Here is a 23,469-nt window from a genome sequence, read left to right on the forward strand (position 1 = left end):
CGGCCCCTTTTCGCGCACACGCATGGGGCGGTTGTTCATGAGCCGGGCAACGATCACGTCGTGGCGCGTGGCATCGTCGATGGGGATTTCCGTCTTGTAGTCGTTGAGCGCCACCGCTGTGATGTTCTTGCCCTTGGCGCCCACGGCCGCCAGCACATCGCGCAGCAGGGGGCCAGTGAAAGTGACGGCGCTGGGGTACCAGGGGGTCTGGGTGGAGAAGCTGTGCTGCGGCAGCTTCTCTAGCATGGCCATGTCGAACTGGGCTTGCGAGCCGTTGTTGGTCTGGCTGATCGCGCCGTCGATGGTCAGAACGACCGTGCCGGTGGGTTTGTCCAAAGCGCGGGCCTGGGGCAGCGTCGCCGCAGCGACCGCGATAACTGCGATTCCCAGCCACAAGGCAACGCGTGCCCCTGAAAGACTCGTATGCATAACGCTCCCCCTTTTGCAACAGTCTTGCAGACAGTTGCCCAAAATGTAAATCGTTTTCTAGCAGCATGGGTCTTGTGATGCGCCAGCGACGCAGATGAGTACCCATACCAGGGCTGCGCTCACACGGCATAGCAGGACATACCCTGCCTGTGCACTCGCTGCAAGGCCGTGACAAGCTCAAAGGGGATAAGTACAGTGGGTAGCAGTTCCGATATTCCAGAGCAGGTTTGTCGCCTGCGCCAATCATTCGGGAGGGAGGTGCATGGGCTCACGAAAGCTCTGCAAGCATTGGCACTCTGTCTGCGCAATGCAGCGCCGTCGGTAGTGAGGCCACAGAGGTCCTCAATGAACCGCACAGCCCTGCATCGCATGACGTGGTCGCATCATTTCCGTGTTGGCAAGGCATCTCACCATGGGTAGTTTCGATACTGAAGACCGGCCGTTTGAACAGGAAATGGCACTTTCTGAACCCGACTACCGGCTGTTGGTAGATCAGGTGCAGGCGGCCGTCTTTGTGATTCAGAAGGGGCGGTTCCTTTTTGTGAATCCCAAGCTCCTGGAGCTTTTCGGATACTCCAAGGAAGAGATGCTCAGAGGCATGGATCCCATGCTGCTGTGCGTGCCCGAGCACCGGGACATGGTGCGGGAGCAGACGAACGCCCGGGTAGCGGGGGTCCCAGGCAAAGCCTATGAGGTCGAATGCCTGCGCAAGAACGGCGAGCGGTTCAGCGCCCAGGTCTGGGGCGTGCGCATTTTTCTGTCGGCGCAAGCAGCGGACCTGGTCACGTTGCATGACGTCAGTGCAATCCAGGCGGCCACGCGGTACGCGCAGCAGCGTGTTCAGCTGTTTCGCAACGCTGAAGAGCTTGCACGCATTGGCTCTGCGGAGGTGGACTTGGTGTCCGGGACGGTCACCCTGTCGTCGGGCATGCATGCCATCTTGGGAGTCCCGCTCACCGAGACGCCCCCCGGCACAGACTGGCTGCTGGCGCGCGTACCTCCGGTAGAGCGCCCCTATGTTCAGGCCATCAGCGAGGGCGTTTCCCCCGACGACGTCTGTGAGTTCCAGCACCGTATTGTTCACACCGACGGCAGCTTGCGCACGGTGCTGCACCGAGTCCTTGCCGAGGCCGATGAAGGCGGAAAGGTGATCAGGACGGTCACACTCCTGCAGGACATCACGCTACAGCGGGCGGCCGAACAGAAACTGGACAAGCTCGCGAATACCGACGAAATCACCGGACTGCCGAACCGCAACGCGCTGACGGAATACCTTGATACCAAAATGCGCGAGGCCGCGCGGGGAGGGCGGCACATTGCAGTCCTGAGCGTTGAGATTGACAGACTCAAGCTTGTCAGTGAATCACTGGGCCACGCAGCTGGGGACCAGTTGCTCATGGAGGTCGGCAGACGGCTCCAGCCCCAGGTTTCCCAGGACGATCTGCTGGCGCACTTTGGTAGCGGCGAGTTTTCCCTGGTGCTGGCACGGGAGGAGTCTGTGGATGAGGCCATGGCACGGGGCACCGCCGCCTCATTGGTAGATGCGCTGTCCCTTCCAGTTGCCATTGGCGACAACGAGATCAAGGTGACCTGCGATATCGGAATATCCCTTTACCCCGTGCACGGGGATGATCCTGAAAAACTGCTCCAGCAAGCGCAAGCGGCGATGTATCGCGCCCATGAGCTGGGCAAGAACCAAATCTGCGTTTTCAGTTCGGGCATGCATTCCAAGGCGATCTCCAGGCTTGTCATGGAGTCGGGATTGCGTCGAGCTTTGGAGCGCAACGAGTTTGAACTGCATTTTCAGCCCAAACTCGAATTGGTCAGCGGGGCCATCATTGGTGCCGAGGCATTCCTTGAATGGAAATCCCCCGATGGCGCATTAATTTCCCGGTCCAGCTATATCCGGGCCGCTGAAGAAACCGGCCTGATCGTGCCGATCGGTGAATGGGTTCTGCGCACCGCCTGTCTCCAGGCGCTGGAATGGCAGCGCGCTGGTCATCCCATGTGCCGGGTTGCCGTCAACCTGTCGGCTCGCCAGCTTCAACAACCCGATCTGGCTCAGAAGATAGAAAAGATCCTCATCGAAACCGGCCTTGATCCAAGGTTGCTGGGGCTGGAGATCACCGAGGGTGCGCTCATGGGAGAAAGCACTCGCATCGCGCGGATTCTGGGCGACCTCAAGACCCTGGGCATCGAGATTTCGCTGGATGATTTTGGCACCGGCTATTCCAGCCTGAGCTACCTGCGCACACTGCCCATTGACGTTGTGAAGGTAGACCGCTCGTTTGTCCACGACGTCACGGCAGCTTCTCAAGACGTGTCCATCACGCGCGCGATCATCAACATGGCGCACAGCCTGCAGATGAGAGTGTTGGCAGAAGGTGTTGAGACCGAGGGGCAACTGGCGTTGCTCATCGCCAACGGCTGTGACCAGATGCAAGGGCACTATTTCAGCGGACTGCTAACGGCCGACGCCATGGGTTCCCTGTTGCGTGAAAGCAAGGCCTTGCCTGAGCACTTGTTATTGCGCCGCGCCCAACAACGTACCTTGTTGCTCGTCGATGACGAAGACAGCATCGTTTCTGCGTTGCGCAGATTGCTGCGTCGGGATGGCTATCACATCGTGACGGCCAACAGCGGGGCGCAAGGTTTGCAAAGGCTGGCCGAAAACTCGGTGGATGTGATTGTCTCGGACCAGCGGATGCCCGGTATGACGGGGGTGGAGTTCCTGCGCCGGGCCAAGGAGCTGTATCCAGACACCGTACGAATGGTGCTGTCTGGTTACACGGAGCTTCAGTCCATCACCGATGCGATCAATGAAGGGGCTATCTACAAGTTCCTCACAAAACCATGGGATGACGAGCGGCTTCGCGGGCATGTGGCGGAAGCGTTCTCCCAAAAGGGAATGGCCGATGAGAATCGGCGGCTGGCGAGCGCAGTTCTGCGAGCCAACGAAGAACTCACTGCCGTGAACGACCGTTTGCAACAGTTGCTAACGAATCAACGTGAGCAAATTCACCGCGAAGAGAGTAGCCTGAGCGTCGCACGGGAGGTCTTGGATCATATTCCTGCGGCGGTCATTGGGGTGGACCTGGAGGGTATGGTGGCATTTGTGAATGCAGATGCAGAGGCACTGTTTGGAAGGACCACCGCGTTGTTGGGACAGGATGCGGACGACGTGCTACCGGCAGATCTGCGCCATGTATGGCGAGCCGCCGATCAGAGCTACCACGATGTGCAACTCGCCGGAGAGACGTTTCGCGTTGTATGCCGCTCCATCGGAGGAGAAAATCACTCACGAGGTCGATTGCTGGTCTTGGTGCCAGGCAGTGCGGCTTGAACTCTATGCGCGCCCATGCAAGCTCTTGCTACCACCACTGAACGGGTTCCGGAGGGACTACTTTTAGCGCAGCCCGTACTGGATGCCCATGCGCAACTTCTGTTGCCAGAGGGGACGCCTGTCACGCGCGAAATTCTCAACAACTTGCAGCATCGAGGTATCGACACGATTTTTGTGAATGCCCCCGAGGAGCTAGCACAGCGCAATGGAAAAGTGGATCCGGTTGAGCAACGCGTACTGACGGAACAGCGTTTGCTGCATTTGTTCAGGCCTGCCCTGCGGGCAGGGCAGCTCAACCCTTTGCTGCACATGATTTTGAGGCACCGGCTTGAGGAGAGGCCATGAAGCAACTCACTGCGGATGCAATCTTGCACAGCGTGCACGGATTGCCTGCCTTGCCAGCAGTCGTGCTGGAGTTGATCCAGTCCTTTGGCGACAGCGATGTTTCGGCGGAGCAACTGGCCATAAAGATATCGCACGACCAGGCCATTGCCGCGAAAACCCTTCGACTTGCGAATTCTTCCTTCTACGGGTTGCCGCGTCAGGTCACTTCGATCACTGAGGCTACGGCAATCCTGGGGCTGCGCACATTGCGCGGCGTGGCAACGGCCGCAGGCCTTGTCAGCGGGTTTGCCAAGTCGCGCTGCCAAGGCTTCGACTTCGATGCGTTCTGGTGCCATTCCATCGGTACGGCGCTTACCTGCCGGGCCCTGGCGCAGCGCACCCGATTGGACGAAGACGCCGCGTTTACGTTGGGGCTGTTGCATGACATTGGGCGCTTGGTTCTGGTCAGCTCCTATGAGGAGGAATATGCCCAGGCCATTGCATATCGGACAGAACATGACTGTTTCATGCACGTTGCAGAACAGCATCAATTTGGTGTTGACCACGCAGAGGTCGGCGGCCTCATCGCTGAGCATTGGCACTTTGCCCCAGAGATCGTCGCAGCCATCGCATGCCATCACCGGCCTCGGTCCCATGCTGGCAAAGGGCTCATGGATCTCGTCCATGTTGCTGACAACATTGCCCACGGCCTCGATCTTTCGCACCAGGAAGATGACATGGTGCCGCTGCTGTCACTGGATGCCTGGGGCAGGCTCGCGCTGGGTGAGAAGGACTACCGGGAAGTTTTTGACACCGTTGCTGAACAACACGACGTCGTCTGTCACGCGTTGCTGGCCTGAAGGAGGGTTGACATGAGTTCTCACGATCCGCTATTGGCTGAGTCCGCAAACACGACATCCTCGCCGCTCTCTGCCGCCGATGTCACGGCAGACCGGGTCAAGGAACTGCTGCGCTCCAATGAGGAGCTGATGCAACTGAATGCCAAACTTTCGGATGCACAGGACAAGCTCATGCAGTCGGAAAAAATGGCCTCCATCGGGCAACTGGCTGCCGGGGTGGCCCACGAAATCAACAATCCGATTGGATTCATATTCTCTAATTTCGGGACTCTCGAACGCTATCTGGGTGATCTTTTTCAGATGCTCGCTGCCTATGAAGAGGCCGAGCCCGCATTGGCAGGCACTCCGGCAGCAGCCCGTCTGAGGGCTCTGCGCGAAAAGATAGAACTGGACTTTCTGAAGGAGGACATCCCGTCGTTGATGGCAGAGTCGAAAGACGGCATCACGCGGGTGCGCAATATTGTCCAGAACCTGAAGGACTTCTCCCGGGTGGACACCTCGCAGAAGTGGGTTCTGGCCGATTTGCACCATGGCATTGATTCCACACTGAACATCGTCAACAACGAAATCAAATACAAGGCGGAGGTCGTCAAGGCGTACGGTGAACTCCCGGATATCGAGTGCCTTCCCTCTGAACTCAATCAGGTTTTCATGAACCTCCTGGTCAACGCTGCGCACGCCATCCAGGCAGACAGGGGCGTCATCACCATCAGCACGGGCGCTGACGACAGCCGGGTGTGGGTGGAAATACAGGATACCGGCGAAGGCATTGCCAAAGAGAATCTGGGAAGAATTTTCGACCCGTTCTTTACCACCAAAGCGGTGGGCAAAGGGACCGGACTCGGACTGTCTCTTTCCTATGGCATCGTCAAGAAGCACTTTGGCAGCATTGACGTGTTCAGCGAGCAGGGGGTTGGGACTCGTTTTCGTGTCACGCTGCCGATTCAGCACCCCCAGGAGGTTTGAGGTGTGAATTCCCCTATCGACGTCACCGCCTTGTCAGGGGCGGCTTTGCAAGAGGAGGGCGCCAGCCTGCAGGTCAGTGGTATGCGCGTCTGGCGCATTCTGTGCGTGGACGACGAGCCCAACATTGTGGCCTCGCTCAGGCGGCTGTTTCGTGGCAGCGGATACCAGGTGACAACGGCCACGAGTGGTGCCCAAGCCATTGCGCACCTGGAGCAAGAGCCTGTGGATCTGGTCTTCTCCGACATGAGAATGCCCGGCATGAGCGGGGCCCAGTTACTGGAGCAGATACGGGTGCGATGGCCCAAAACGACGCGCGTACTGCTCACAGGCTACGCTGACATTGGGTCAACCATCGCGGCCATCAACAGCGGGGAAGTCTATCGGTACATCACCAAGCCGTGGGATGACGGTGAGGTGCTTGCCACGGCTCACCAGATTTTTGAGCGGCATGCCCTGGAAGACGAAAAAACCCGGTTGGAAGAACTGCTCAGGGCCAAAAACCAGGCCTTGATGGAATTGAATGAAACCCTGGAGGAAAAGGTCGCGGCGCGCACCAGCGAGTTGCTCCAGCTCAGTCAAAAAATCAAGAAAAACTACCTTACCTCCATCAAGGTGTTTTCCAACCTCATGGAGTGGCGAGGTGGGCAACTCTCCGGCCACTCGCGCCGTGTGGCGGATCTGGCCCGTCGCACCGCACGGGCCATGAACATGGCGGAAGCGGATCAACAGGACGCGTTCATCGCAGGGCTCATGCATGACATTGGGCAGATTGCCTTGCCTGACACCTTGCTGGCCAAACCCGTTCCCAAGCTTTCCGATGAAGAAACTGCGCAATACCGACGGCATGCCGTGCTGGGAGAGCAGGCACTGATGGCGCTGGATGACATGCACACGGTGTCCAACATCATCCGCAGCCACCACGAGCGGCACGATGGGCTCGGATATCCAGATGGCCTGGTCGGGGAGATGATTCCAATGGGAGCCTGCATCCTCGCTGTGGCAGATACCTACGATGATCTGCAGATCGGCCATCTCAGCTCCACCCCCCTGAGTGCTGCAGATGCACGATCAATGATTGCCAGGGGCAGGGGAACCCAGTTTCATCCCGAAGTGGTGGATGTGTTCCTGCAGATGCTCCTGAAGGCTGCGCCCGTTGCAGACGCTCCGCCGCGCATGCTGCGAACGATACAACTTCAACCCGGCATGATCTTGGCGCGCGATCTGCTGTCCAGCGAAGGCGCCGTGTTGCTTGCCGCCGATCACGTGCTCACCGCCGAATTGATCAAGCGGTTGCGATTGCGCGAAGGGCGGGACGATGTGGAAATGATCTTGCCCATAAAACCGTAACGGAGAGGGAGCCAGCCATGCAGAGAATTCTCTTGCTCGATGATGAACACCACGTCTTGGCTGCAATCAAGCGCAGTCTGCGGGCGGGACTTGGCTCTGATCTCCGCATTGAAGAGACCGTAGATCCGGAAGTTGCCTTGGCCAGACTGAGAGAGACCGCCTTTGACGTGGTGATCTCGGACTTTAGGATGCCGCTCATGACTGGCGTGGAGTTTCTGGGTCTGGTGCGAACCATTCAGCCCAAGGCAGTCCGGATGGTTTTAAGCGCGTCGTCCGATTCGGAGAACCTGATGCGAGCCGTCAATGACGCAGAAGTCTTTCGTTATCTGTTGAAACCCTGGGATGAAAAAGACCTGCTTGGTCACGTCCGCTCAGCCCTGGAGAGAGCGGATCAACTGCGCCATGAAAGTGAACTTGCCGACGTGGGGCGGCATGAATTGGGGCAGCTTAGTGCAACGGAGATGGAGCGCCGTCGATTGGAAGCCATGGAACCCGGATTGACACAGGTGACCTGGGGCCCCAATGGAGAGGTTTTGGGCCCCGAGAACTAGCGTTACGCCTTTTGTGCTGGGCAGCGTCGTGGTGCCAGGACGCTGGATTGCAGAACCGGGAAGTCTGCCAAAAGACTATGGATAGAATATTTGTTATTTAACATAATATACATCGTATCTATTTTAAAGATAGCGTCACATCGGACCGTGCCATTCCTTATGATGGCCCACCAATCGCACGAGAAGGCGCCATGAACATCGACACCACGTCTTTGATTCGGGACATGGGAATGAACGCGGGCCTGCTGTGTTTTCTGGCCGCGCTGTACAGCATTGTCCTGAGTGGCCTGCGCCATCCCGACCTGGGCATCAGGAAGGCGCGGCAACGATGGTTGCCCTGGATCACAGGGCTCATGTTCGGAGTCATCGGCATCCTGACCATGCTCGTGCCTTTGCGGCTGGCCGAAGGCGTGATCGTTGACGCCAGGTTGGTGATGGCGGGCCTGGCCGGCGCCTATCTGTCGCCGCTGGGTGCTGTGCTGTGCGCTGTGGTGCTCGGCGCCTACCGGCTCAGCCTGGGCGGCATCGGCAGCGGCCCGGCCATGGTCGGCATTGTTTTGACCACGGGCATCGGGTGGCTCTGGCAGCGCCACAGGCCTTACTTTTCTCCGCAGCGTTTTGGAGCCTTTTCCGATGGGGTCTGGCTAATCGGACTCGGCTTGAGCCTGGCGGCCGGCGGCATGCTGGCGATACAGACCTTGCCGCCAGAGATTGCGCGAGCAGTCACGACGCGCTCCTGGATGGCTGTGGTGGTGATCTACCCCATCGGCACGGTGCTGCTGGGGTTCCTACTGGACAACACGCAAAAACTCAACCAGCGCGAAGAGACCCTGGAGCAGACAGCCGAGACCTTGAAGACCATGCTGGCCGAAGCGCGGCAGGCCGCCAGCGTGTTCGTCAACAGCAAGGACACGATCGCCATCGTGCAACCAGACGGCACCGTGCTGGATGTCAACCCGACCTACAGCAACGTGCTGGGCTACTCGCGCGAGGAGCTGATTGGCAAGTCATCTGCCGTCCTGCGCCTCGACGAAGGGGGCGAATCCACATTCCTGCGCCGCGTCGCGCAGGCCATTGAGCGAGACGGCCGATGGCATGGCGAACTGGTCAGGCGCCGCAAAAATGGAGAAGCCTTTGTCTCGGAGGTCACCATCGAAGGCATCAAGGACCCGGACGGCGTCGTGCGCAAATGGGTCTCTGTGGGCAAGGATGTGACCGAGCAGCGCCGCCTGGAGCAGGCCCTGCAGCAGTTTGGCAACTACGACGCCCTCACCGGCCTGTCCAGCCGCCGCCTTTTTGCCAAGGAGCTGAATGCGACCCTCCAGAAACGCATCGAAACCAATGGCATCCTGGCCCTGTGTTTGCTGGACATCGACCAGTTCAAGGACCTCAACGAGCAATGGGGGCAGCCCCTGGCGGACCAGTTCCTTCGGGTATTTGCGCAGCGCCTGCGGGCCGAGGCGGGACCAGACAACCTCATTGGCCGCATTGGCGGCGATGAATTCGCCGTGACACTGAAAGACTGCGCGCACACCGAGGCCGCCCTGCAGCGGCTCGAGGGCCTGCGCCAGTCGCTCGCGCGGACGGCCGTTCTGGACAATGTGCAACTGCGCCTGACCTGCAGCGCCGGGGTCACGTTCTATCCCGATGACCTGGGGGACGCTGACGGTCTGCTGCGCCATGCAGACCTGGCGCTGTATGCGGCCAAGGAACAAGGCAAGGACCGGATCGCGGTGTTCGACATCCAGCAGGGCCAGCGGCTGCAAGCGCGCAGGCACGCGGCCAAGCTGGTCGAGGACGCCCTGCTGCAAGGCGAGATGGAGCTGTTTTTTCAGCCCAAGGTCAGAATCTCGGATGGGCAGGTGATTGGTGCCGAATCCTTGATCCGGTGGCACCATCCCGAGCGGGGGCTGCTGGCGCCGGGTGCGTTTATGGATGACATTGTGGGCACCCCTGCTTCCGGCAAACTGGACTATTGGGTGCTGGACGCTGCATTCAAAGCCGGGCACACGCTCGTCACTCAGGGCTGTCCCCTGCCCTTGAGCATCAACATCGCAGTGCCCACACTGATCGACAGCCGGTTTCAGCAGGAAGTCGCGCGACTGCTCAAGCGGCACCCATCCTTGCCCCAGCCCTTTCTGGAGGTCGAGTTGCTGGAAACCGAAACCTTCAACGACCTCTCGGCCGTGGCCTATGTCATCCAGGGGCTGGACGAGCTGGGTGTGCAATGCTCCATCGACGACTTCGGCACGGGCTACTCATCGCTCACCTATCTGCAACGCCTGCCCGCACAGATCGTGAAGATCGACCAGTCCTTCGTGCGCGAGATGCTCGACAACGAGCGCGATCGTGCCCTGGTGCGCGGCATCGTGAGCCTGGCCCATGCGTTCAACCGCACCGTGGTGGCGGAAGGTGTGGAGACCACGGCCCATGCCGGGGCACTGCGCGATCTGGGGTGCGATGGCCTGCAGGGCTATGGCATTGCCAGGCCGATGCCGCTGCCGGATCTGATCCGCTGGATCCGGGCGTGGCAGCCGCCGCCGGAGTGGGTCGGTGCCCCGCAGCCGGTGCGCTGACGGTCTGCGGCGCTTCCTTGCAAACCCCGCAGAAAGCAAGCACAGGCATTGATTGTCCTCGGGCCCGCGAACTGGCAGCAAATCGGAGCTACTGCCGGTTTCTGGCTCCACCCTCCTCCCCCAGCCGCTACCATCCATGCCCATGAATCCTACCAGCCCTGCCCCATCCCTCCGGTCTTCCATCCACTTTGGCCACACAGGTCGCGTCTGCATCGTTACCGGTGGCGCGCAAGGCATTGGTGAAGCCTGCGTCCGCCGGTTTGCAGTTGAAGGCGCCAAACCGGTGATCGTGGATGTGGACGATGCACGCGGCCAGGCCCTGGCTGCGGAACTGGGCGCGCTGTATGTGCGCTGCGACGTAGGCGACAAGGCGCAGGTGGATGCGCTGGTCGCCCAGGTGCTAGCCGCCCACGGACGCATCAACGTGCTGGTGAACAACGCGGGCATCTTCCGCGCGGCGGACTTTCTGGAAGTGACCGAGGCCGACTTTGATGCCGTGCTGCGGGTCAACCTCAAGGGCTCGTTCCTCGTCGGGCAGGCCGTAGCGCGGGCCATGGTGGCTTCGGGTGGCGGCTCCATTGTCAACATGAGCTCGGTCAACGGTGTGCTGACCATTCCCAATATAGCGAGCTACAACGTGAGCAAAGGCGGCGTGAACCAGCTCACGCGCGTGATGGCGCTGGCGCTGGCCGACAGGAACATCCGCGTGAACGCTGTGGCGCCCGGCACCATCGCCACCGAGCTGGCCGCCAAGGCCGTGCTGACCAGCGATGAGGCCAAGCAGAAGATCATGAGCCGCACCCCCATGAAGCGGTTGGGCGAGCCATCGGAGATTGCCGATGTGGTGGCCTGGCTGGCCAGCGACGCCGCCAGCTATGTGACCGGCGAGATCGTGACCGTGGATGGTGGCCGCATGACGCTGAACTACACCGTTCCGGTCTGATTCAACGAAATACTACCAAATTGATAGCTGCTAGCGCTTGATGGGTAAGCGCTAGCAGCAATTCTGGCTATATTTCTACGCCTGTGGCATGCGCCGCAGCAGGCCCGCCATGCTGCGTGGCCAACCGACCGGACCGAACCAGGCGCCACCTGCAATCGCCCAGGCGTTGACCACGCCGTACAGCACCAGCGCCACGCCTTGTGCGGCAAACACCGCCGCCAAACCACCACCCCAGCGCAGCGCCAGCCAGCCGCCAGTCACGGCCACCGCCAGGCGCGTGATGTTGCCGATGACGGGCCAGAGGAGGCGCCCTGCACCTTGCGAGGCAAAGTACAGCACCAGGCCCAGGCCGAAAAAGCCGTATACGGGGCCGACGGTGCGCAGATACAGCGCGCCCGCCTCCAGCATCGCGGGGTCGCTGTTGAAAAGCGACAGCCACGCATGGGGAAAGGCCGCCGCCCACAGACCAATCGCCTCGGCCATTACAAAAGCCATGGCCGCGCCGATCCAGGTGGCGCGCAGGGCGCGCTCGCGCTGGCCCGCGCCGATGCAGGTGCCGACCATGGCCACCAGCGGCGCGCCCAGGCCAAATACCAGTGGCACCAGCAGGTACTCAAGCCGCGATGCGGTGCCATACCCGGCAATGGCCGCCGTGCCAAAACCGCCGACCAGCGCGGTGGTCACCCCAATCGCCACATTGGTGGCCACGGTCGACACGGTGCCCACCAACCCGACCCGCAGGATGTCCTTGAACAGCACCCAGCGAAACCGGATGTGCGCCAACGATGGCCGCAGCAGGCTGCGCGGCGACCACAAATACGCTGCCAGCACCACGCTGCCGATCAGGTAGTACGCCATCAGCGCAATGGCCCCGCCGGCAATGCCCAGGCCGGGCACGGGGCCCCAGCCAAAGATCAACAACGGTGACAGCGGCACCAGCACGAAGGCGCCCAGCACCGTGACATAGGCAGGCACGGCCATGTTGCCCGTGCCCCGAATGACGGCCGAAAGCGTGTTGAACAGCCACACCAGAAACGCGCCCGCAAACACCCAGTTGGAATAGACCAGCGCCGCATCCAGCGCGCCGCCGGTGCCGCCCATGCGGGTGTAGAGCCAGCGCCCTCCTCCCACCACGCCGACTGTAAAGATCAGCGAGAACACCGCTGCGATGACCAAGGAGTGCAGCACCAGGGCGTCGGCATCATCCCGTCGCCGAGCGCCCAAGGCACGCGCAATGGCCGACGCAATGCCGCCGCCCATGGCGCCCGCCGAGGTCATCTGCATCAGCATGACGACCGGGAATACCAGCGCCATGCCCGCCAGCGCATCGGTGCCCAGCTTGCCGACAAAGTAGGTCTCGATGAGCCCGACACCCGCTTGCGCCAGCATCACCAGCACATTGGGTGCGGCCAGGCGCAGCAGCGTGGGGGCGATGGGCGCCTCCAGCAGCATGCGGGTGCGGGGGTTCAGTGCATCGGTCACATCAAGCCCCTGCACCATCGGCCGCAGGCCTGCGCGGCACCACGATGCGCACGGTAGACAGCTGCAGCACATCGCCATGCTGGTTGCGGGTCTCACTGCGCACCGTGACCATGCCGCGATCGGGCTTGGACTTGGAGGGCTGTATCTGCACCACTTCGCTCACCACATGCAGCACATCGGTGGCGCGCGTGGGCCGGGGCCAGCTCAGCTCGCCCCCCGCCCCGATGATGCCGCCCGCAATGGGCAGTCCGCTGGTCACCTGCAGGCGCATGGTCACGGCCGCCGTGTGCCAGCCGCTGGCGGCCAAGCCGCCAAACAGCGTGTCACGCGCGGCGGCGTCATCCAGATGAAACGGCTGCGGGTCGAACTGGGCGGCAAAGCTGGTGATCTGCGCTTCATCCATGGCGTGTTCGCCACTTTTGAACAGGTCGCCCACGGCCAGGTCGTCCAGATAGATCGGAGATTTTCCTGCCATGGAGGCGCTGCGGGCGTGGGTGTCCGTCATGTCATTGGCTTTCATTCAAGAGGATGGATGCCTTGTGGGCTCAGGCGGCGGAGGCCGCAGGGCGCGCCAATCGCGCCTCGCGGATGGGCAGATTGATCAGTGCCGCACCCACCGCCAGCACGATGTCGATGTACCAGACCCAGTCATAGCTGCCCGTGGCCTGGAACACGGTGCCGCCCAGGTAGGCGCCAAAAAATCCGCCAACCTGGTGCGACAGCATCACGATGCCGAACAGCATGGCCATGTTGGCCGTGCCGAACATCTTGGCCACCAGCCCGGCGGTGGGTGGCACGGTGGAGAGGAACGTCACACCCATCACGGCGGCGAAGATCAGCACCACCATGGGTGTCTTGGGTGCGAACAAGAAGACCAGCACCGCCAGGCCGCGCGTGGCGTACAGCAGCGCCAACAGCGACTTCATGCGCCAGCGCCCTACCGCCCAGCCCATGGCCAGGCTGCCGACAATGTTGAACAGCCCGATGACAGCCAGCGCCCAGCCGCCCACCTCGGGCGCCAATCCGCAGGCCGCAATCACCCCAGGCAGGTGCGTGGCCAGGAAGGCGACGTGAAACCCGCATACCAAGAAGCCCACCGCAAGGTACCGGTAGCTGGGCGTTGCCAGCGCCTGGCCAATGGCCTCGCGCGCGGTCAGTGCCTTCTGGCCCGATGCAGCGGCAGCCTGCGCCGCCAGCGCGTTGGAATTGCCCTTGAGCACCCACACCGCAGGCAGCGCCAGCAGCACCAGCACGCCCAGCCACTGCATGGCACTGGCCCAGCCCACGGCAGCGGTCAGGCTGATGGCAATGGGCGCCATCACAAACTGCCCGAACGATCCCCCCGCGTTCACGATGCCACTGGCCAGCCCGCGCTTGCTGGCGGGCACCAGCCGCGCCGTGGCCGCCATCAGCACCGACGGCCCGGCCATGCCCGCGCCGCCTGCGGCCAGCACGCCAATCGCAAAAATCAGCCCTGCCGTGGTCGTCATGTACGGAGTGATGAAAGTGCCCAGCGCCACCAGCGCCACGCCCAGCAGGATCACACGGCCCGTGCCAATGCGGTCGGCCACAGCCCCTGCAAACGGCTGCGTCAGCCCCCACCACAGCTGGCCAAACGCAAAGGCCAGGCTGATGCTGCCAATGCCCAATGCCGTGGAGGTGTTGAGCGCCGACAGGAACAGGCCCATGGTCTGACGCGTGCCCATGGTGAGTGCAAAGGCGCCAGCGGCGGCCAGCAGCACGAGCCACAGGGCCAGCGGCGCCGTAGACGTGGTTTTGGCTTGAGGGGCATTGTTATTCGTCATGACCGGCCTCCTGCGCTGGCAGCGCCGCCAGCAAATCGAGAGAGTCGTCCACCAGCGCATGCAGCGCCATCACGCGTTCCACGCCCAGCGTTTCATTCAGCGCCAATTGCGCAGCTTTCCAGTGGCGCTGAGCCTCGGCGCGCTTGTCGCGTCCGGTGTCCGTGATGTGTACAAGGCGGCTGCGAGCGTCGGCGCCCGCCTCCAACGTGACCCACCCTGCATCCACCAGAGGGCGCAGGTTACGCGTCAGCGTGGACGCATCCATCTTCATGGCTACCGCTAGGTCGCCCGGGCGGATAGGCCCCAGCGTGAGCACGTGCGACAGCAGCGAATACTGCGTGGTCTTGAGCCCGCACTTCGCCATTTCGGCGTCATAGTGGCTGGCCACACGGCGCATCAGCTGGCGCAGCTTGAAGTTGGTGCAGCCCCGTGGCAGCACGGGGGCCAGAGTGGTTGGTTCGGCTTGCATGGATTTAATTGTATCTGCAATAATTGCATATGCAACTCATGCATTTCAACCCCGCCAACAACCCGGACACCCCCATGACACAGCACAACCAACTGGAACACTGGCTTGCACAAGAGCGCGACATCCTCGCCACCTTGGACGCAGGACCCGGCCCTGGCGTGGCCCGGCGCGAGCAGATCGCCCATCTGAACGGCCTGCAGCAGATGCAGGCCATGCTGCGCGGCGAACTGCCCTACGCCGCCATCGCCAAGACGCTGGACTTTTTGATCGTGGAAGTGGGCGAAGGCACGGCCATCTTCCAGGGCACGCCCCGCGCCGAGCACCTGAACCCCATGGGCACCGTGCACGGCGGCTGGTTTGCCACCCTGCTCGACTCCGCCCTGGGCTGCGCCGTGCACACGCGCATGGAGCCCGGGCGCGGCTACACCACGGCCGAGCTGGGCATCAACCTGGTCAAGGCCATTACGCCCAAGGTGCAGCGTGTGCGCGCCGAAGGCCGGGTGATCCACAGCGGGCGCCAGCTGGCCACCGCCGAAGCGCGCCTGGTGGGGCCGGACGGCACGCTGTATGCCCACGCCACCACCACCTGCCTGGTTTTTGACATGCCTGCACAATCGAAGGCATGAAATTCCTCCACACGATGCTGCGCGTTGGCAATCTTCAACGCTCGATTGATTTCTACACCAACGTTCTGGGCATGCAGCTGCTGCGCCAGTCCGAGAACCCCGAGTACAAATACTCGCTGGCCTTCCTCGGTTTCGAAGGCGGCAACCCCGGCCAGGCCGAGATCGAGCTGACCTACAACTGGGGCGTGGAAAGCTATGAGATGGGCACCGCCTATGGCCACATCGCCCTGGGTGTTCCGGATGCTTACGCTGCGTGCGAGAAGATCAAGGTCTCGGGCGGCAACGTGACACGCGAAGCGGGCCCGGTCAAAGGCGGCACGACGGTGATCGCGTTTGTGACCGACCCGGATGGCTACAAGATTGAATTGATCCAGCGCACCGAGGGGGCTGGTGGCGCAGGTTTGCGTTAATCATCACTATCAAATATATAGCTACTGGCGCATGATGGATAAGCGCTAGAGGAAAATTTGACTCAGTAAAAAACCCGGCACTGCCGGGTTTTTTTATGGAGCGACCTGCTGCAGGTCATTACGCAGGCCTCAAGCGCCCAGTGCCACTTCCACGCGGCGCGCTTCGGCGTTGGTGCCGGTGGCGGTGGTTTCCTCAGGCTTCTTCAGCTCGATCTTGTCTTCCGCCACGCCCAGGGCCTTGAGCGCATCGCGCACCGCAAAGGCGCGCTGCTTGGCCAGCTCGGCGTTCAGGGCTGCGTCACCCGTGGCGTCGTGAAAGCCCGAGATCACAGCCTTCTTGCCCTCGGCCACACCCTTGACCACATCAGCCAGGACTTCGTCGGCGCCAGGGGCCAGTTCTGCCTTGGCGGTGGCAAAGTAGAACTTCACCACACCGTCTTCCACACGCACGCTGGCTTCTTCCAACACGACCGATGCGGCGGGTGCGCTGTCTGCCAAAGCCGTCGCAGCAGGCTTGGCGGCACCCGAAGTGCCCACGCGCTTGACCACCACGGTGCCGACCACCACCGAGATCACCAGCGCAATGAGTGCGAACAGGAAACCCAGGGCAAAACGTTGTTGGCTATCGTCGTCAGAACTAGACATTGGAGATTCCTGCAGTGATTGAGAAAAAGAATGGATGCTGGGGCCGTGGCGAAACCTGCAAACACAAGTCCCCAGAGCGTTAAAGCAAAGCTTTCGATTGTAGAGTGAACCCATGACGAACCTGCCCGCCCCGCTGCGAGATCCGGCCCCCATGCTGGAGCGCGCCCTGAACGAATGGGGTGGTCACGAAGACCTGTGGATCTTTGGCTACGGCTCGCTCATCTGGCGCCCGGACTTCGACTATGCCGAGCGCCGCCCCGCCAAGGTGCATGGCTGGCACCGGGCGCTCAAGATGTGGAGTCGCATCAACCGGGGCACGCCCGAATGCCCGGGCCTAGTGTTCGGCATGTTGTCGGGCGGCAGCTGCCGGGGCATGGTGTTCCGCGTGGACAAGGCACATGCGCGGCAGGTCATGATCAACCTGTGGCAGCGAGAGATGATCACCGCTGTGTACGACCCGCGCTGGCTCGCGTGCCACACCCCGCACGGCCCGGTGCGCGCGCTGGCCTTCACCCTGTCGCGCAAAAGCCCCAACCACACGGGCGAGCTGCCCGACCACGAGTACTGCCGTATTTTTGAGCAGGCCTGTGGGCGCTATGGCTCCACGCGGGACTACGCCCAGGCCACGTATGACGAGCTGCGCAGGCACGGCATCCATGACCGGGCCCTGGCCCGTTTGATTGCGCTGGCCCAAAAAGAGGCATAGTGCACATCTTTGCTGGACGCGCATGGGCCCGACGGGGAGACTGCACCTCGGCGCCAGGTTCAGCACCGGGTGGTTTCATTGTTGTTCCAAGGAGATTGAGTCATGAAGATCCGTTTCGCTTTTGTCCTGTCATCCGTCGCGGCGCTGGCCTTGGCGGGCTGCGCCGCTTATTCCACCGGCCCCACGGCCACCGCCAAACTCGAACCCACGCGCGGCAACACCACCGCTGGCACGGTCACATTCGTGCAGTCGGGCGACGTGGTGAAGGTGTCAGGCACCATCTCCGGCCTCAAACCCAATGCCGAGCACGGTTTTCATGTGCATGAAAAAGGCGACTGCAGCAGCGGCGACGGCATGAGCACCGGCGGCCACTTCAACCCCGGCGGCAAATCCCACGGCCACCACGGCATGGGCGACCACCACACGGGCGACCTGCCCAGCCTCAAGGCCGATGCCAATGGCGTGGCCAGTTTCAGCTTTGAGTCGCGCACGATCCGCGTCGGCAGCACGGCCAATGACATCGTCGGCAAGGGCCTGATCGTGCACCGCGACCCGGACGATTACAAAACCCAGCCCACTGGCAATGCCGGTCCCCGTCTGGCCTGTGCGGTCATTGCCGCCAAGTCATAAACAAAGAGGCTGCTACGGGCTCCTGGGCCTGAACCGCCCCTCCCCCGCAACCCGCCCGCCAGAGATGGCCGGCGGGTTTGGTTTTTGGCAGATCAGGCCGGTGGACGGCTGGCAAGGAGGCGTTCGGCGCGCGCCAGATCCTGCACGGTGTCAATGTCCGTCACCGTGCCCTCGTCCTCCACCGCCAGGGTTTGCACCTGCCCTTGCTCAGCAAACTTGCGCACCACGCGGGCGGCCCCTTGCTCGCCCGACAGGGCCAGCAGATCCGGCAAGCACTGCGCAGCAAATCCAACGGGGTGGCCGCGCTCGCCGTGAAAGAACGGCACCGTCACCGCCCTCTTCGCCACGGCCTGGGCCAGCATTTGCAGGGTGTCAGGCCGCACCAGAGGCAGATCTCCCGGCAACACCAGCCAGCCTGCTGCATGGGACGTGGCCCGCACCGCCGCCGCAATCGAATCGCCCATGCCCGGATGGCCCACATCCTCCAGGTGCCAGGCCAGCCCGCTGGCGCGCACGGCGGCCAGCGTGTGCTCCAGCACCGACACCCCCGCCAGCAATGCGCGCAGCTTGTGCACCTGCCCGCCCGATGCTACAAACCGATCGCCCCGGCCGGAGGCCAGCACCAGCACCACGGGCAGGCCGGGCGGAGTCGTGGTGGAACAAGGGGCGGTGGTGGGCTGAGTAGGCATATCGCGCCATGCTAAGCCAACGGCTTCGCCCTGCCCTGCCCAAGCTGACTCAAGCCAGCGTATAGCCGCCATCCACCACCAGGTTGTGCCCGCTCACGTAGCGGGCCGCTTCCGACAGCAAAAACAGCACCGGCCCGGCCATGTCCTCGGGCCGCGCGGGGCGCCCTGCGGGCGATGCCTGCAGGGCGGCGCGCATGTTGTCCTCGCTGCCAAAACCCGCCAGCGCCATGGGCGTGATGGTGGGCCCCGGGCTCACGGCGTTCACTCGGATGCCCTGCTGAAAATATTCCAGCGCAGCGTTGCGCGTCAGTCCCAGCGCCGCGTGTTTGCTGGCGGTGTAGGCCGAGATGCCCGCAAACGCCACTCCGGACGAGATCGACAGGTTGTTCACGATGGCACCGCCACCGGTGGTCAGCATGGCCGCAATTTGGTGCTTCATGGCGTGGAAGATGCCCATCACATTGGCCTGCAACACCGCCTGCACATCGGCCGCTGCCAGCGTGTGCAGCGGCGCGCCCGTGCCCAGCGCCCCCGCGTTGTTGAAAGCGCCGTCCAGCCGACCGAAGCGCTTTACGGTGGCCTCGACACAACGCTGCACGCTGGTCTCGTCCGTCACGTCCACGGGCGTGACCCAGGCCTCCCCGCCTGCAGCCCGCACCTGCTCGGGCACGGCTTCGCAGTCGGCCACGCGGCGCGCGGCCAGCACCACACGGGCGCCCTGGCGCCCCAGGGCCACGGCCGTGGCCGCGCCAATGCCAGACGACGCGCCCGTTACCAGGATGGCCTTGCCGGCCAGATTCCATTCGCTGTTTTGCATGTTGTTTCTCCTTGGGTTGTGCAAATCAGCGGCTAGCTTATTGACGCATTCATCACGCATAAATAGCCAAAAAATGGATTGGTTGGTGAATATGATTCACTAATGAACTTGGACCTGGCCGATCTCAAACTCCTCAGCACCGTGGCCCGGCACCTCAGCTTTCGCATGGCCGCGCAAGAGCTGGACCTGTCCGCCTCGGCCGTGAGCCATGCCGTGCGCTCCATCGAAGAACGGCTGGGCGTGCGCATGTTCAGCCGCACCACCCGCAGCGTGGCCCTCACCCCCGCGGGGCGCCAGCTGCTGGACCGCGTGGGCCCGGCGCTGCAGGACATCGCCGCCGCCATTGACGGCATCAACGACTTTCGCGACACCCCACAGGGCCTGCTGCGCATCAATGCCCCCCGCCCGGCGGGCGAGCTGGTGTTGGGCCCCTTGGTGGCCGAGTTTCTGACCCGCCACCCCAAGGCTGAGGTGGAGCTGGTGCTGGACGACGGTTTTGTGGACATCGTGGCAGGGGCCTTCGATGCCGGTGTGCGCTATGGCGAAAGCCTGCAGCAGGACATGGTGGCCCTGCCCCTGGGGCCCGCCCAGCGCCTGATGGTGGTGGGTGCGCCCGCGTTGCTCCAGCTCGTAGGCACCCCGCACACGCCCCGCGACCTGCTCACCCTGCCCTGCGTGCGCATCCGGTTTCCCAGCGGCGCGCGCTACGCGTGGGAGTTCGAAAAAGCCGGAGAGAAGGTCGCGGTGGACGTTGAAGGCCGCCTGACGGTGGGCGAAATGCCGCTCATGCTCCAGGCGGCGCTGGCCGGTGTGGGCTTTGCCTACATGTACGAGCCCTACGCCCGCGCGGCCCTGGCTAGCGGCGCCTTGGTCAGCGTGCTGGACGACTGGTGCCCGTCGATTCCGGGTTTCTATCTGTACTACCCCAGCCGCAAGCTGCCCACGGCCACGTTGGCGGCGTTTATCGAGATGGTCAAAGCCGCGCAGCGGCAGGGTTGATGGGCAGCCACGGCGCAAGCTGGGGGGGCGCGGCGTATGACCGCGCGCGCGAATCATTCTCCAACCCGCTGATGCGGCGCTACGAAAGCCAATACCGCTTTGCCACCCTGCAAACCTACCCCGATGGCGTAACCAGCGACTTCCACTTTGCGGCCGAGCAAGGCGCCCAGCACGCCTGGCGCTACCCAGACCTGACCACCCATGTGCGCTACTTCAGCGACCTGCTGCGCGACGGACGGCTTCATGCTGATTTCGGACTTGGGCTCGATTTCCATTGGCCAGCAGTTTTCGACCCGAAGCGGTCTGTTTGCCGCGCAATAGGGATCGGCCATTGGCGGCCCTTCAGTTAAAGTCCTCGCCCTCCGGGTGATTTTTGCCCGCATCGAGCACTTCGCATTCCAAGGGGCATTGGCTCCCCGGTGACGGGGTTTGAAAACAAAATCTGCGACTTTGGGTGGTACGTCGGCTGATGTGGCCGTGCAAACTGCAGCTCGCGGAGCTAGAAAAAATATGCTGTTAACCGATATCGCCGTCGAGCACACTTTGGTGTCCAAAAAGGATGGCGTTCGTCAGACTTTCTTGCTGCATCCTTTTACCGATACACAGCGCGACTCACTTGGCAAATTCGAACTCGTTCGTGACGTCAGCCAGCCAGGACTCAAAGACGTGAAACGGTCAACCTTCGTGACGTTTCAACAATTAGCGGAGTTGTATGCGAAAGGCGTACTCGAAGAATTCGGGTTTTCCGTTCGCATGTGTCCAGGCAAAGGTACGTACCCTGTCAAGCTTCCAGCAAAAAAGATACTGCCAACCAGCATCAAGCCAGGCTCATCGTTCGACCTGGCGGTTCAAAAGGTGGATGTTTCCAAACCTGCCACTCGCGAATTGCGAACAGCCTTGCTTCGCGCCAACGTCAAAATCTAAGAGTAACGACGCTGATTGATAGGGGATCCATTGTGAATCCATCCATTGCGCATGCTGAACTGATTGCCACGTTCAAGCGAGCTGAGGCAGAAGCCGCTCACAAGTTCGGACTGATCAAAGCGGCTGCGAATAAAGGGCCTAAGGCCATCCAAGCCGCCACCGAAACCGCGGCAAAAGCAGCAAAACGGAGGGACTCGTTTGCGAAAAAGCTGGAAATTCTGGGGGTGAACCTCAAAGATTAAGCACCGCCAAGCCTACGGCGTAACACCCACCATTGGAGGCTGCGCACAACGGGCCCTGATCGTCAAAATAAAATAATTCGCAAACTGAAAACAGAATCGATATGACGGCGGCACCGAGCAATTTATAGGACAAGAATAAGGCGGCAATTATGGCAAACGAAGAGGAAATCCATCGCAACAAACTGACGGGTAAGACCTACATTAGCCCGCAGGTCCCGACGCTGAACGGGCCTCTTCGCATTGCATCCAAAGTAATCGATTCCGAGGGTGCCTACTACGCCAAGGTGAAGAAGGAGGTTGTCCTTCGTCGCACTCCAACAGCAAGAACCGAGATCGTTGCTAAGTTTCTTGAGGATGACCGCAAGCTCACTGTGTTGACACTCCAGCAGTTCAACGGCAACAACGGACAGCCCCATCGCACGAACTTCTCATTTGTTGACAGCGAGATCCCAAGGCTTCTGGGCTTTCTCAACGACATTGCGGAGGTGGAGTTCAAGCACACAGGCGCAGTCAACATCACAGACACCGAGTTGCATCGGCTGGTGCTCTCCAAGGCTCAGGCTGCGACCTTGTTTCATGACAACCAGGAAGTGTTCCTTGAAGCGCTCAAGTCCGAAGTTACCAAGGATGACATCGTCGCTTTGGGCTATCGCAAGAAGCAGCTTGGCGTGTTCTCTCAACTCCTGAGCGATCCAGAATTTTTTGAACTGTGCAAGAAGCAGAAATCCATCAAGGGAGACGAGCCACTTTGGCAAGCCTACTTTGAGAAGAATCCATGGGTGTTTGGCTACGGGCTGAGCTACTTTTATGTCACCGGGTTTGAAGAGCGAAAGCTTGAGCAGTTTGTTCAGGGCTACGACCTTCTCAACAGAGGCAAGCGAGCAGATGCTGTCCTGAAGACCAGAGGAATCATCAACTCCCTTTGCTTCGCGGAGATCAAGCACCACAACACTAGACTGCTTGAGTCTGATGCCTATCGAGCAGGTTGCTGGGCACCATCCAAAGAGATGGCAGGCGCGGTCGCTCAAGTCCAAGCTACCGTTGCGATAGCCATGCACAAGCTTCATGGCATGCAGCGCATGGTGGACGACGATGGGAATCCCACGGGTGAAGATGTTTTCAATTTCAAGCCGCGTGCGTTCATCGTGATTGGCTCCCTCAATGAGTTCATGGGCGAGCATGGTGTTAACCAAGACAAGCTGCGTTCGTTTGAGCTTTATCGTACGAGCATCACTGGAATGGACATCATGACCTTTGATGAACTGTACGAGCGGAGCAAGTTCATCGTGGAGTCCGCACAGCCATGATGAACTGGACAGCTCCATACACCTGCCTCTTCAGCTTCTGGACAGGCCGGGAGGACCTATCCACCACATTCACCACCGCTTGAATTAGGCCAAAAGCCGCTCACCAAACACCAACAGAGCAATGACCCGCGCGCTGAACTGGTGCCACCGAATGAGCAACAAAAAAGCGCCGGGCTTTTCCAAACCCGGCGCTCTCATTCCAACAAGCTTTATCAAGCCAACTTAAACGGCAACTCTCGCGGCGTCTTGCCCGTAAGCGGCCAGCCATGCCACCTTGACGGCGATGTCGGCTCCCTTCAGCAGCCGTTGATCTCGTCAACCGCGTCCCCGCCGTCGTAGAACTTACCGATGGCTTTGTCCAGCCTCTTGAGCAACGCGT

Annotated in this window: 25 protein-coding genes; 17 read left to right on the forward strand and 8 right to left on the reverse strand. The window is 61.5% G+C overall.

Annotation, left to right across the window (positions count from 1 at the left end; translation table 11 throughout):
• A partial coding sequence (locus NFX52_RS11065) for a putative pterin-binding protein (protein WP_353848478.1) occupies positions 1-336 on the reverse strand: 336 nt, incomplete at its 3' end.
• A gap of 505 nt (positions 337-841) precedes the next feature.
• On the opposite strand from NFX52_RS11065, the gene NFX52_RS11070 reads away from it, so the two are divergent.
• From NFX52_RS11070 to NFX52_RS11105, 8 genes are all read left to right on the forward strand, one after another.
• Positions 842-3,772, forward strand: coding sequence for an EAL domain-containing protein (locus NFX52_RS11070; RefSeq protein ID WP_082437416.1), 2,931 nt, complete (start codon positions 842-844; stop codon positions 3,770-3,772).
• Positions 3,773-3,787: 15 nt separating this feature from the next.
• Complete coding sequence (locus tag NFX52_RS11075) at positions 3,788-4,117, forward strand: hypothetical protein (protein ID WP_055397891.1); 330 nt, start codon at positions 3,788-3,790, stop codon at positions 4,115-4,117.
• On the forward strand, positions 4,114-4,956 hold the full coding sequence (locus NFX52_RS11080) for an HDOD domain-containing protein (RefSeq protein WP_055397893.1): 843 nt from the start codon (positions 4,114-4,116) through the stop codon (positions 4,954-4,956). The genes NFX52_RS11075 and NFX52_RS11080 overlap by 4 nt, the downstream gene beginning before the upstream one ends.
• Before the next feature lie 12 nt (positions 4,957-4,968).
• Positions 4,969-5,922 carry an ATP-binding protein gene (locus NFX52_RS11085; protein WP_238385586.1) on the forward strand — a complete coding sequence of 318 codons (954 nt, stop codon included), beginning with the start codon at positions 4,969-4,971 and terminating at the stop codon, positions 5,920-5,922.
• A gap of 3 nt (positions 5,923-5,925) precedes the next feature.
• The gene (nosR, locus tag NFX52_RS11090) at positions 5,926-7,269 is read left to right on the forward strand and encodes a response regulator c-di-GMP phosphodiesterase, NosR family (protein WP_082437417.1); all 1,344 of its coding nucleotides are present in this window, start codon (positions 5,926-5,928) and stop codon (positions 7,267-7,269) included.
• Between the two features lie 17 nt (positions 7,270-7,286).
• Positions 7,287-7,820, forward strand: a complete 534-nt coding sequence (locus NFX52_RS11095) for a response regulator (protein ID WP_055397897.1) — start codon at positions 7,287-7,289, stop codon at positions 7,818-7,820.
• Positions 7,821-8,011: 191 nt separating this feature from the next.
• Positions 8,012-10,396: an EAL domain-containing protein gene (locus NFX52_RS11100; RefSeq protein ID WP_252635641.1), complete on the forward strand. Its 2,385-nt coding sequence runs from the start codon at positions 8,012-8,014 to the stop codon at positions 10,394-10,396.
• A 142-nt stretch (positions 10,397-10,538) separates the two neighbouring features.
• Positions 10,539-11,339 (forward strand): SDR family NAD(P)-dependent oxidoreductase, encoded by an 801-nt coding sequence (locus NFX52_RS11105; protein ID WP_055397900.1) that lies wholly within the window; start codon positions 10,539-10,541, stop codon positions 11,337-11,339.
• A gap of 75 nt (positions 11,340-11,414) precedes the next feature.
• Here NFX52_RS11105 and NFX52_RS11110 read toward each other — a convergent pair whose 3' ends face one another.
• From NFX52_RS11110 to NFX52_RS11125, 4 genes are read right to left on the reverse strand one after another with little or no spacing between them, the layout of a single operon-like run.
• Positions 11,415-12,839 (reverse strand): MATE family efflux transporter, encoded by a 1,425-nt coding sequence (locus NFX52_RS11110; protein WP_207401859.1) that lies wholly within the window; start codon positions 12,837-12,839, stop codon positions 11,415-11,417.
• Positions 12,823-13,326 carry a MaoC family dehydratase gene (locus NFX52_RS11115; RefSeq protein WP_055397907.1) on the reverse strand — a complete coding sequence of 168 codons (504 nt, stop codon included), beginning with the start codon at positions 13,324-13,326 and terminating at the stop codon, positions 12,823-12,825. The genes NFX52_RS11110 and NFX52_RS11115 overlap by 17 nt, the downstream gene beginning before the upstream one ends.
• A 40-nt stretch (positions 13,327-13,366) precedes the next feature.
• On the reverse strand, positions 13,367-14,626 hold the full coding sequence (locus tag NFX52_RS11120) for an MFS transporter (protein ID WP_055397909.1): 1,260 nt from the start codon (positions 14,624-14,626) through the stop codon (positions 13,367-13,369).
• Positions 14,616-15,095 carry a MarR family winged helix-turn-helix transcriptional regulator gene (locus tag NFX52_RS11125; protein ID WP_055397911.1) on the reverse strand — a complete coding sequence of 160 codons (480 nt, stop codon included), beginning with the start codon at positions 15,093-15,095 and terminating at the stop codon, positions 14,616-14,618. The genes NFX52_RS11120 and NFX52_RS11125 overlap by 11 nt, the downstream gene beginning before the upstream one ends.
• 74 nt (positions 15,096-15,169) lie before the next feature.
• Here NFX52_RS11125 and NFX52_RS11130 point away from each other — a divergent pair, with 74 nt between their 5' ends.
• Together NFX52_RS11130 and gloA are read left to right on the forward strand one after the other, a co-directional pair.
• Positions 15,170-15,721, forward strand: coding sequence for a PaaI family thioesterase (locus tag NFX52_RS11130; RefSeq protein ID WP_156358704.1), 552 nt, complete (start codon positions 15,170-15,172; stop codon positions 15,719-15,721).
• Entirely contained in the window at positions 15,718-16,131 is a 414-nt protein-coding gene (gene gloA / locus NFX52_RS11135) for a lactoylglutathione lyase (RefSeq protein WP_055397913.1), read from the forward strand. The genes NFX52_RS11130 and gloA overlap by 4 nt, the downstream gene beginning before the upstream one ends.
• Before the next feature lie 129 nt (positions 16,132-16,260).
• On the opposite strand, the gene NFX52_RS11140 is transcribed toward gloA, so the two are convergent.
• Positions 16,261-16,776, reverse strand: coding sequence for an OmpA family protein (locus tag NFX52_RS11140; RefSeq protein WP_055397915.1), 516 nt, complete (start codon positions 16,774-16,776; stop codon positions 16,261-16,263).
• A 112-nt stretch (positions 16,777-16,888) separates the two neighbouring features.
• Between NFX52_RS11140 and NFX52_RS11145 the strand changes: the two genes are divergently transcribed.
• Both NFX52_RS11145 and NFX52_RS11150 read left to right on the forward strand, forming a co-directional pair.
• Entirely contained in the window at positions 16,889-17,482 is a 594-nt protein-coding gene (locus tag NFX52_RS11145; RefSeq protein WP_055397916.1) for a gamma-glutamylcyclotransferase, read from the forward strand.
• Positions 17,483-17,584: 102 nt separating this feature from the next.
• A complete protein-coding gene (locus NFX52_RS11150; protein WP_055397918.1) occupies positions 17,585-18,112 on the forward strand; it encodes a superoxide dismutase family protein in 528 nt (175 codons plus the stop codon).
• Between the two features lie 92 nt (positions 18,113-18,204).
• Here the strand turns inward: NFX52_RS11150 and NFX52_RS11155 are convergent, their stop codons facing one another.
• Positions 18,205-18,801: a nucleotidyltransferase family protein gene (locus NFX52_RS11155; protein WP_055397921.1), complete on the reverse strand. Its 597-nt coding sequence runs from the start codon at positions 18,799-18,801 to the stop codon at positions 18,205-18,207.
• Between the two features lie 49 nt (positions 18,802-18,850).
• Positions 18,851-19,618: an SDR family NAD(P)-dependent oxidoreductase gene (locus NFX52_RS11160; RefSeq protein WP_082437419.1), complete on the reverse strand. Its 768-nt coding sequence runs from the start codon at positions 19,616-19,618 to the stop codon at positions 18,851-18,853.
• A 102-nt stretch (positions 19,619-19,720) separates the two neighbouring features.
• Here NFX52_RS11160 and NFX52_RS11165 point away from each other — a divergent pair, with 102 nt between their 5' ends.
• From NFX52_RS11165 to NFX52_RS11185, 5 genes are all read left to right on the forward strand, one after another.
• Positions 19,721-20,617 (forward strand): LysR family transcriptional regulator, encoded by an 897-nt coding sequence (locus NFX52_RS11165; protein WP_055397923.1) that lies wholly within the window; start codon positions 19,721-19,723, stop codon positions 20,615-20,617.
• The gene (locus tag NFX52_RS11170) at positions 20,617-20,967 is read left to right on the forward strand and encodes a hypothetical protein (protein WP_055397925.1); all 351 of its coding nucleotides are present in this window, start codon (positions 20,617-20,619) and stop codon (positions 20,965-20,967) included. The genes NFX52_RS11165 and NFX52_RS11170 overlap by 1 nt, the downstream gene beginning before the upstream one ends.
• 79 nt (positions 20,968-21,046) lie before the next feature.
• On the forward strand, positions 21,047-21,541 hold the full coding sequence (locus tag NFX52_RS11175; protein ID WP_238385587.1) for a hypothetical protein: 495 nt from the start codon (positions 21,047-21,049) through the stop codon (positions 21,539-21,541).
• 32 nt (positions 21,542-21,573) lie between these two features.
• Positions 21,574-21,783: a hypothetical protein gene (locus tag NFX52_RS11180; protein ID WP_055397929.1), complete on the forward strand. Its 210-nt coding sequence runs from the start codon at positions 21,574-21,576 to the stop codon at positions 21,781-21,783.
• A gap of 149 nt (positions 21,784-21,932) precedes the next feature.
• The gene (locus tag NFX52_RS11185; protein WP_055397932.1) at positions 21,933-23,090 is read left to right on the forward strand and encodes a Shedu immune nuclease family protein; all 1,158 of its coding nucleotides are present in this window, start codon (positions 21,933-21,935) and stop codon (positions 23,088-23,090) included.
• The last annotated feature ends 379 nt before the right edge of the window (positions 23,091-23,469 follow it).

It is taken from the genome of Acidovorax facilis (assembly GCF_023913775.1).
GTDB lineage: Bacteria > Pseudomonadota > Gammaproteobacteria > Burkholderiales > Burkholderiaceae_C > Acidovorax > Acidovorax facilis.

Coding starts and splice junctions, on each gene's coding strand:
- NFX52_RS11070 (WP_082437416.1), top strand. CDS start 842: ATGGGTAGTTTCGATACTGAAGACCGGCCGTTTGAACAGGAAATGGCA.
- NFX52_RS11075 (WP_055397891.1), top strand. CDS start 3,788: ATGCAAGCTCTTGCTACCACCACTGAACGGGTTCCGGAGGGACTACTT.
- NFX52_RS11080 (WP_055397893.1), top strand. CDS start 4,114: ATGAAGCAACTCACTGCGGATGCAATCTTGCACAGCGTGCACGGATTG.
- NFX52_RS11085 (WP_238385586.1), top strand. CDS start 4,969: ATGAGTTCTCACGATCCGCTATTGGCTGAGTCCGCAAACACGACATCC.
- NFX52_RS11095 (WP_055397897.1), top strand. CDS start 7,287: ATGCAGAGAATTCTCTTGCTCGATGATGAACACCACGTCTTGGCTGCA.
- NFX52_RS11100 (WP_252635641.1), top strand. CDS start 8,012: ATGAACATCGACACCACGTCTTTGATTCGGGACATGGGAATGAACGCG.
- NFX52_RS11105 (WP_055397900.1), top strand. CDS start 10,539: ATGAATCCTACCAGCCCTGCCCCATCCCTCCGGTCTTCCATCCACTTT.
- NFX52_RS11110 (WP_207401859.1), bottom strand. CDS start 12,839: ATGGTGCAGGGGCTTGATGTGACCGATGCACTGAACCCCCGCACCCGC.
- NFX52_RS11115 (WP_055397907.1), bottom strand. CDS start 13,326: ATGACGGACACCCACGCCCGCAGCGCCTCCATGGCAGGAAAATCTCCG.
- NFX52_RS11120 (WP_055397909.1), bottom strand. CDS start 14,626: ATGACGAATAACAATGCCCCTCAAGCCAAAACCACGTCTACGGCGCCG.
- NFX52_RS11125 (WP_055397911.1), bottom strand. CDS start 15,095: ATGCAAGCCGAACCAACCACTCTGGCCCCCGTGCTGCCACGGGGCTGC.
- NFX52_RS11130 (WP_156358704.1), top strand. CDS start 15,170: ATGACACAGCACAACCAACTGGAACACTGGCTTGCACAAGAGCGCGAC.
- gloA (WP_055397913.1), top strand. CDS start 15,718: ATGAAATTCCTCCACACGATGCTGCGCGTTGGCAATCTTCAACGCTCG.
- NFX52_RS11140 (WP_055397915.1), bottom strand. CDS start 16,776: ATGTCTAGTTCTGACGACGATAGCCAACAACGTTTTGCCCTGGGTTTC.
- NFX52_RS11145 (WP_055397916.1), top strand. CDS start 16,889: ATGACGAACCTGCCCGCCCCGCTGCGAGATCCGGCCCCCATGCTGGAG.
- NFX52_RS11150 (WP_055397918.1), top strand. CDS start 17,585: ATGAAGATCCGTTTCGCTTTTGTCCTGTCATCCGTCGCGGCGCTGGCC.
- NFX52_RS11155 (WP_055397921.1), bottom strand. CDS start 18,801: ATGCCTACTCAGCCCACCACCGCCCCTTGTTCCACCACGACTCCGCCC.
- NFX52_RS11160 (WP_082437419.1), bottom strand. CDS start 19,618: ATGCAAAACAGCGAATGGAATCTGGCCGGCAAGGCCATCCTGGTAACG.
- NFX52_RS11165 (WP_055397923.1), top strand. CDS start 19,721: ATGAACTTGGACCTGGCCGATCTCAAACTCCTCAGCACCGTGGCCCGG.
- NFX52_RS11170 (WP_055397925.1), top strand. CDS start 20,617: ATGGGCAGCCACGGCGCAAGCTGGGGGGGCGCGGCGTATGACCGCGCG.
- NFX52_RS11185 (WP_055397932.1), top strand. CDS start 21,933: ATGGCAAACGAAGAGGAAATCCATCGCAACAAACTGACGGGTAAGACC.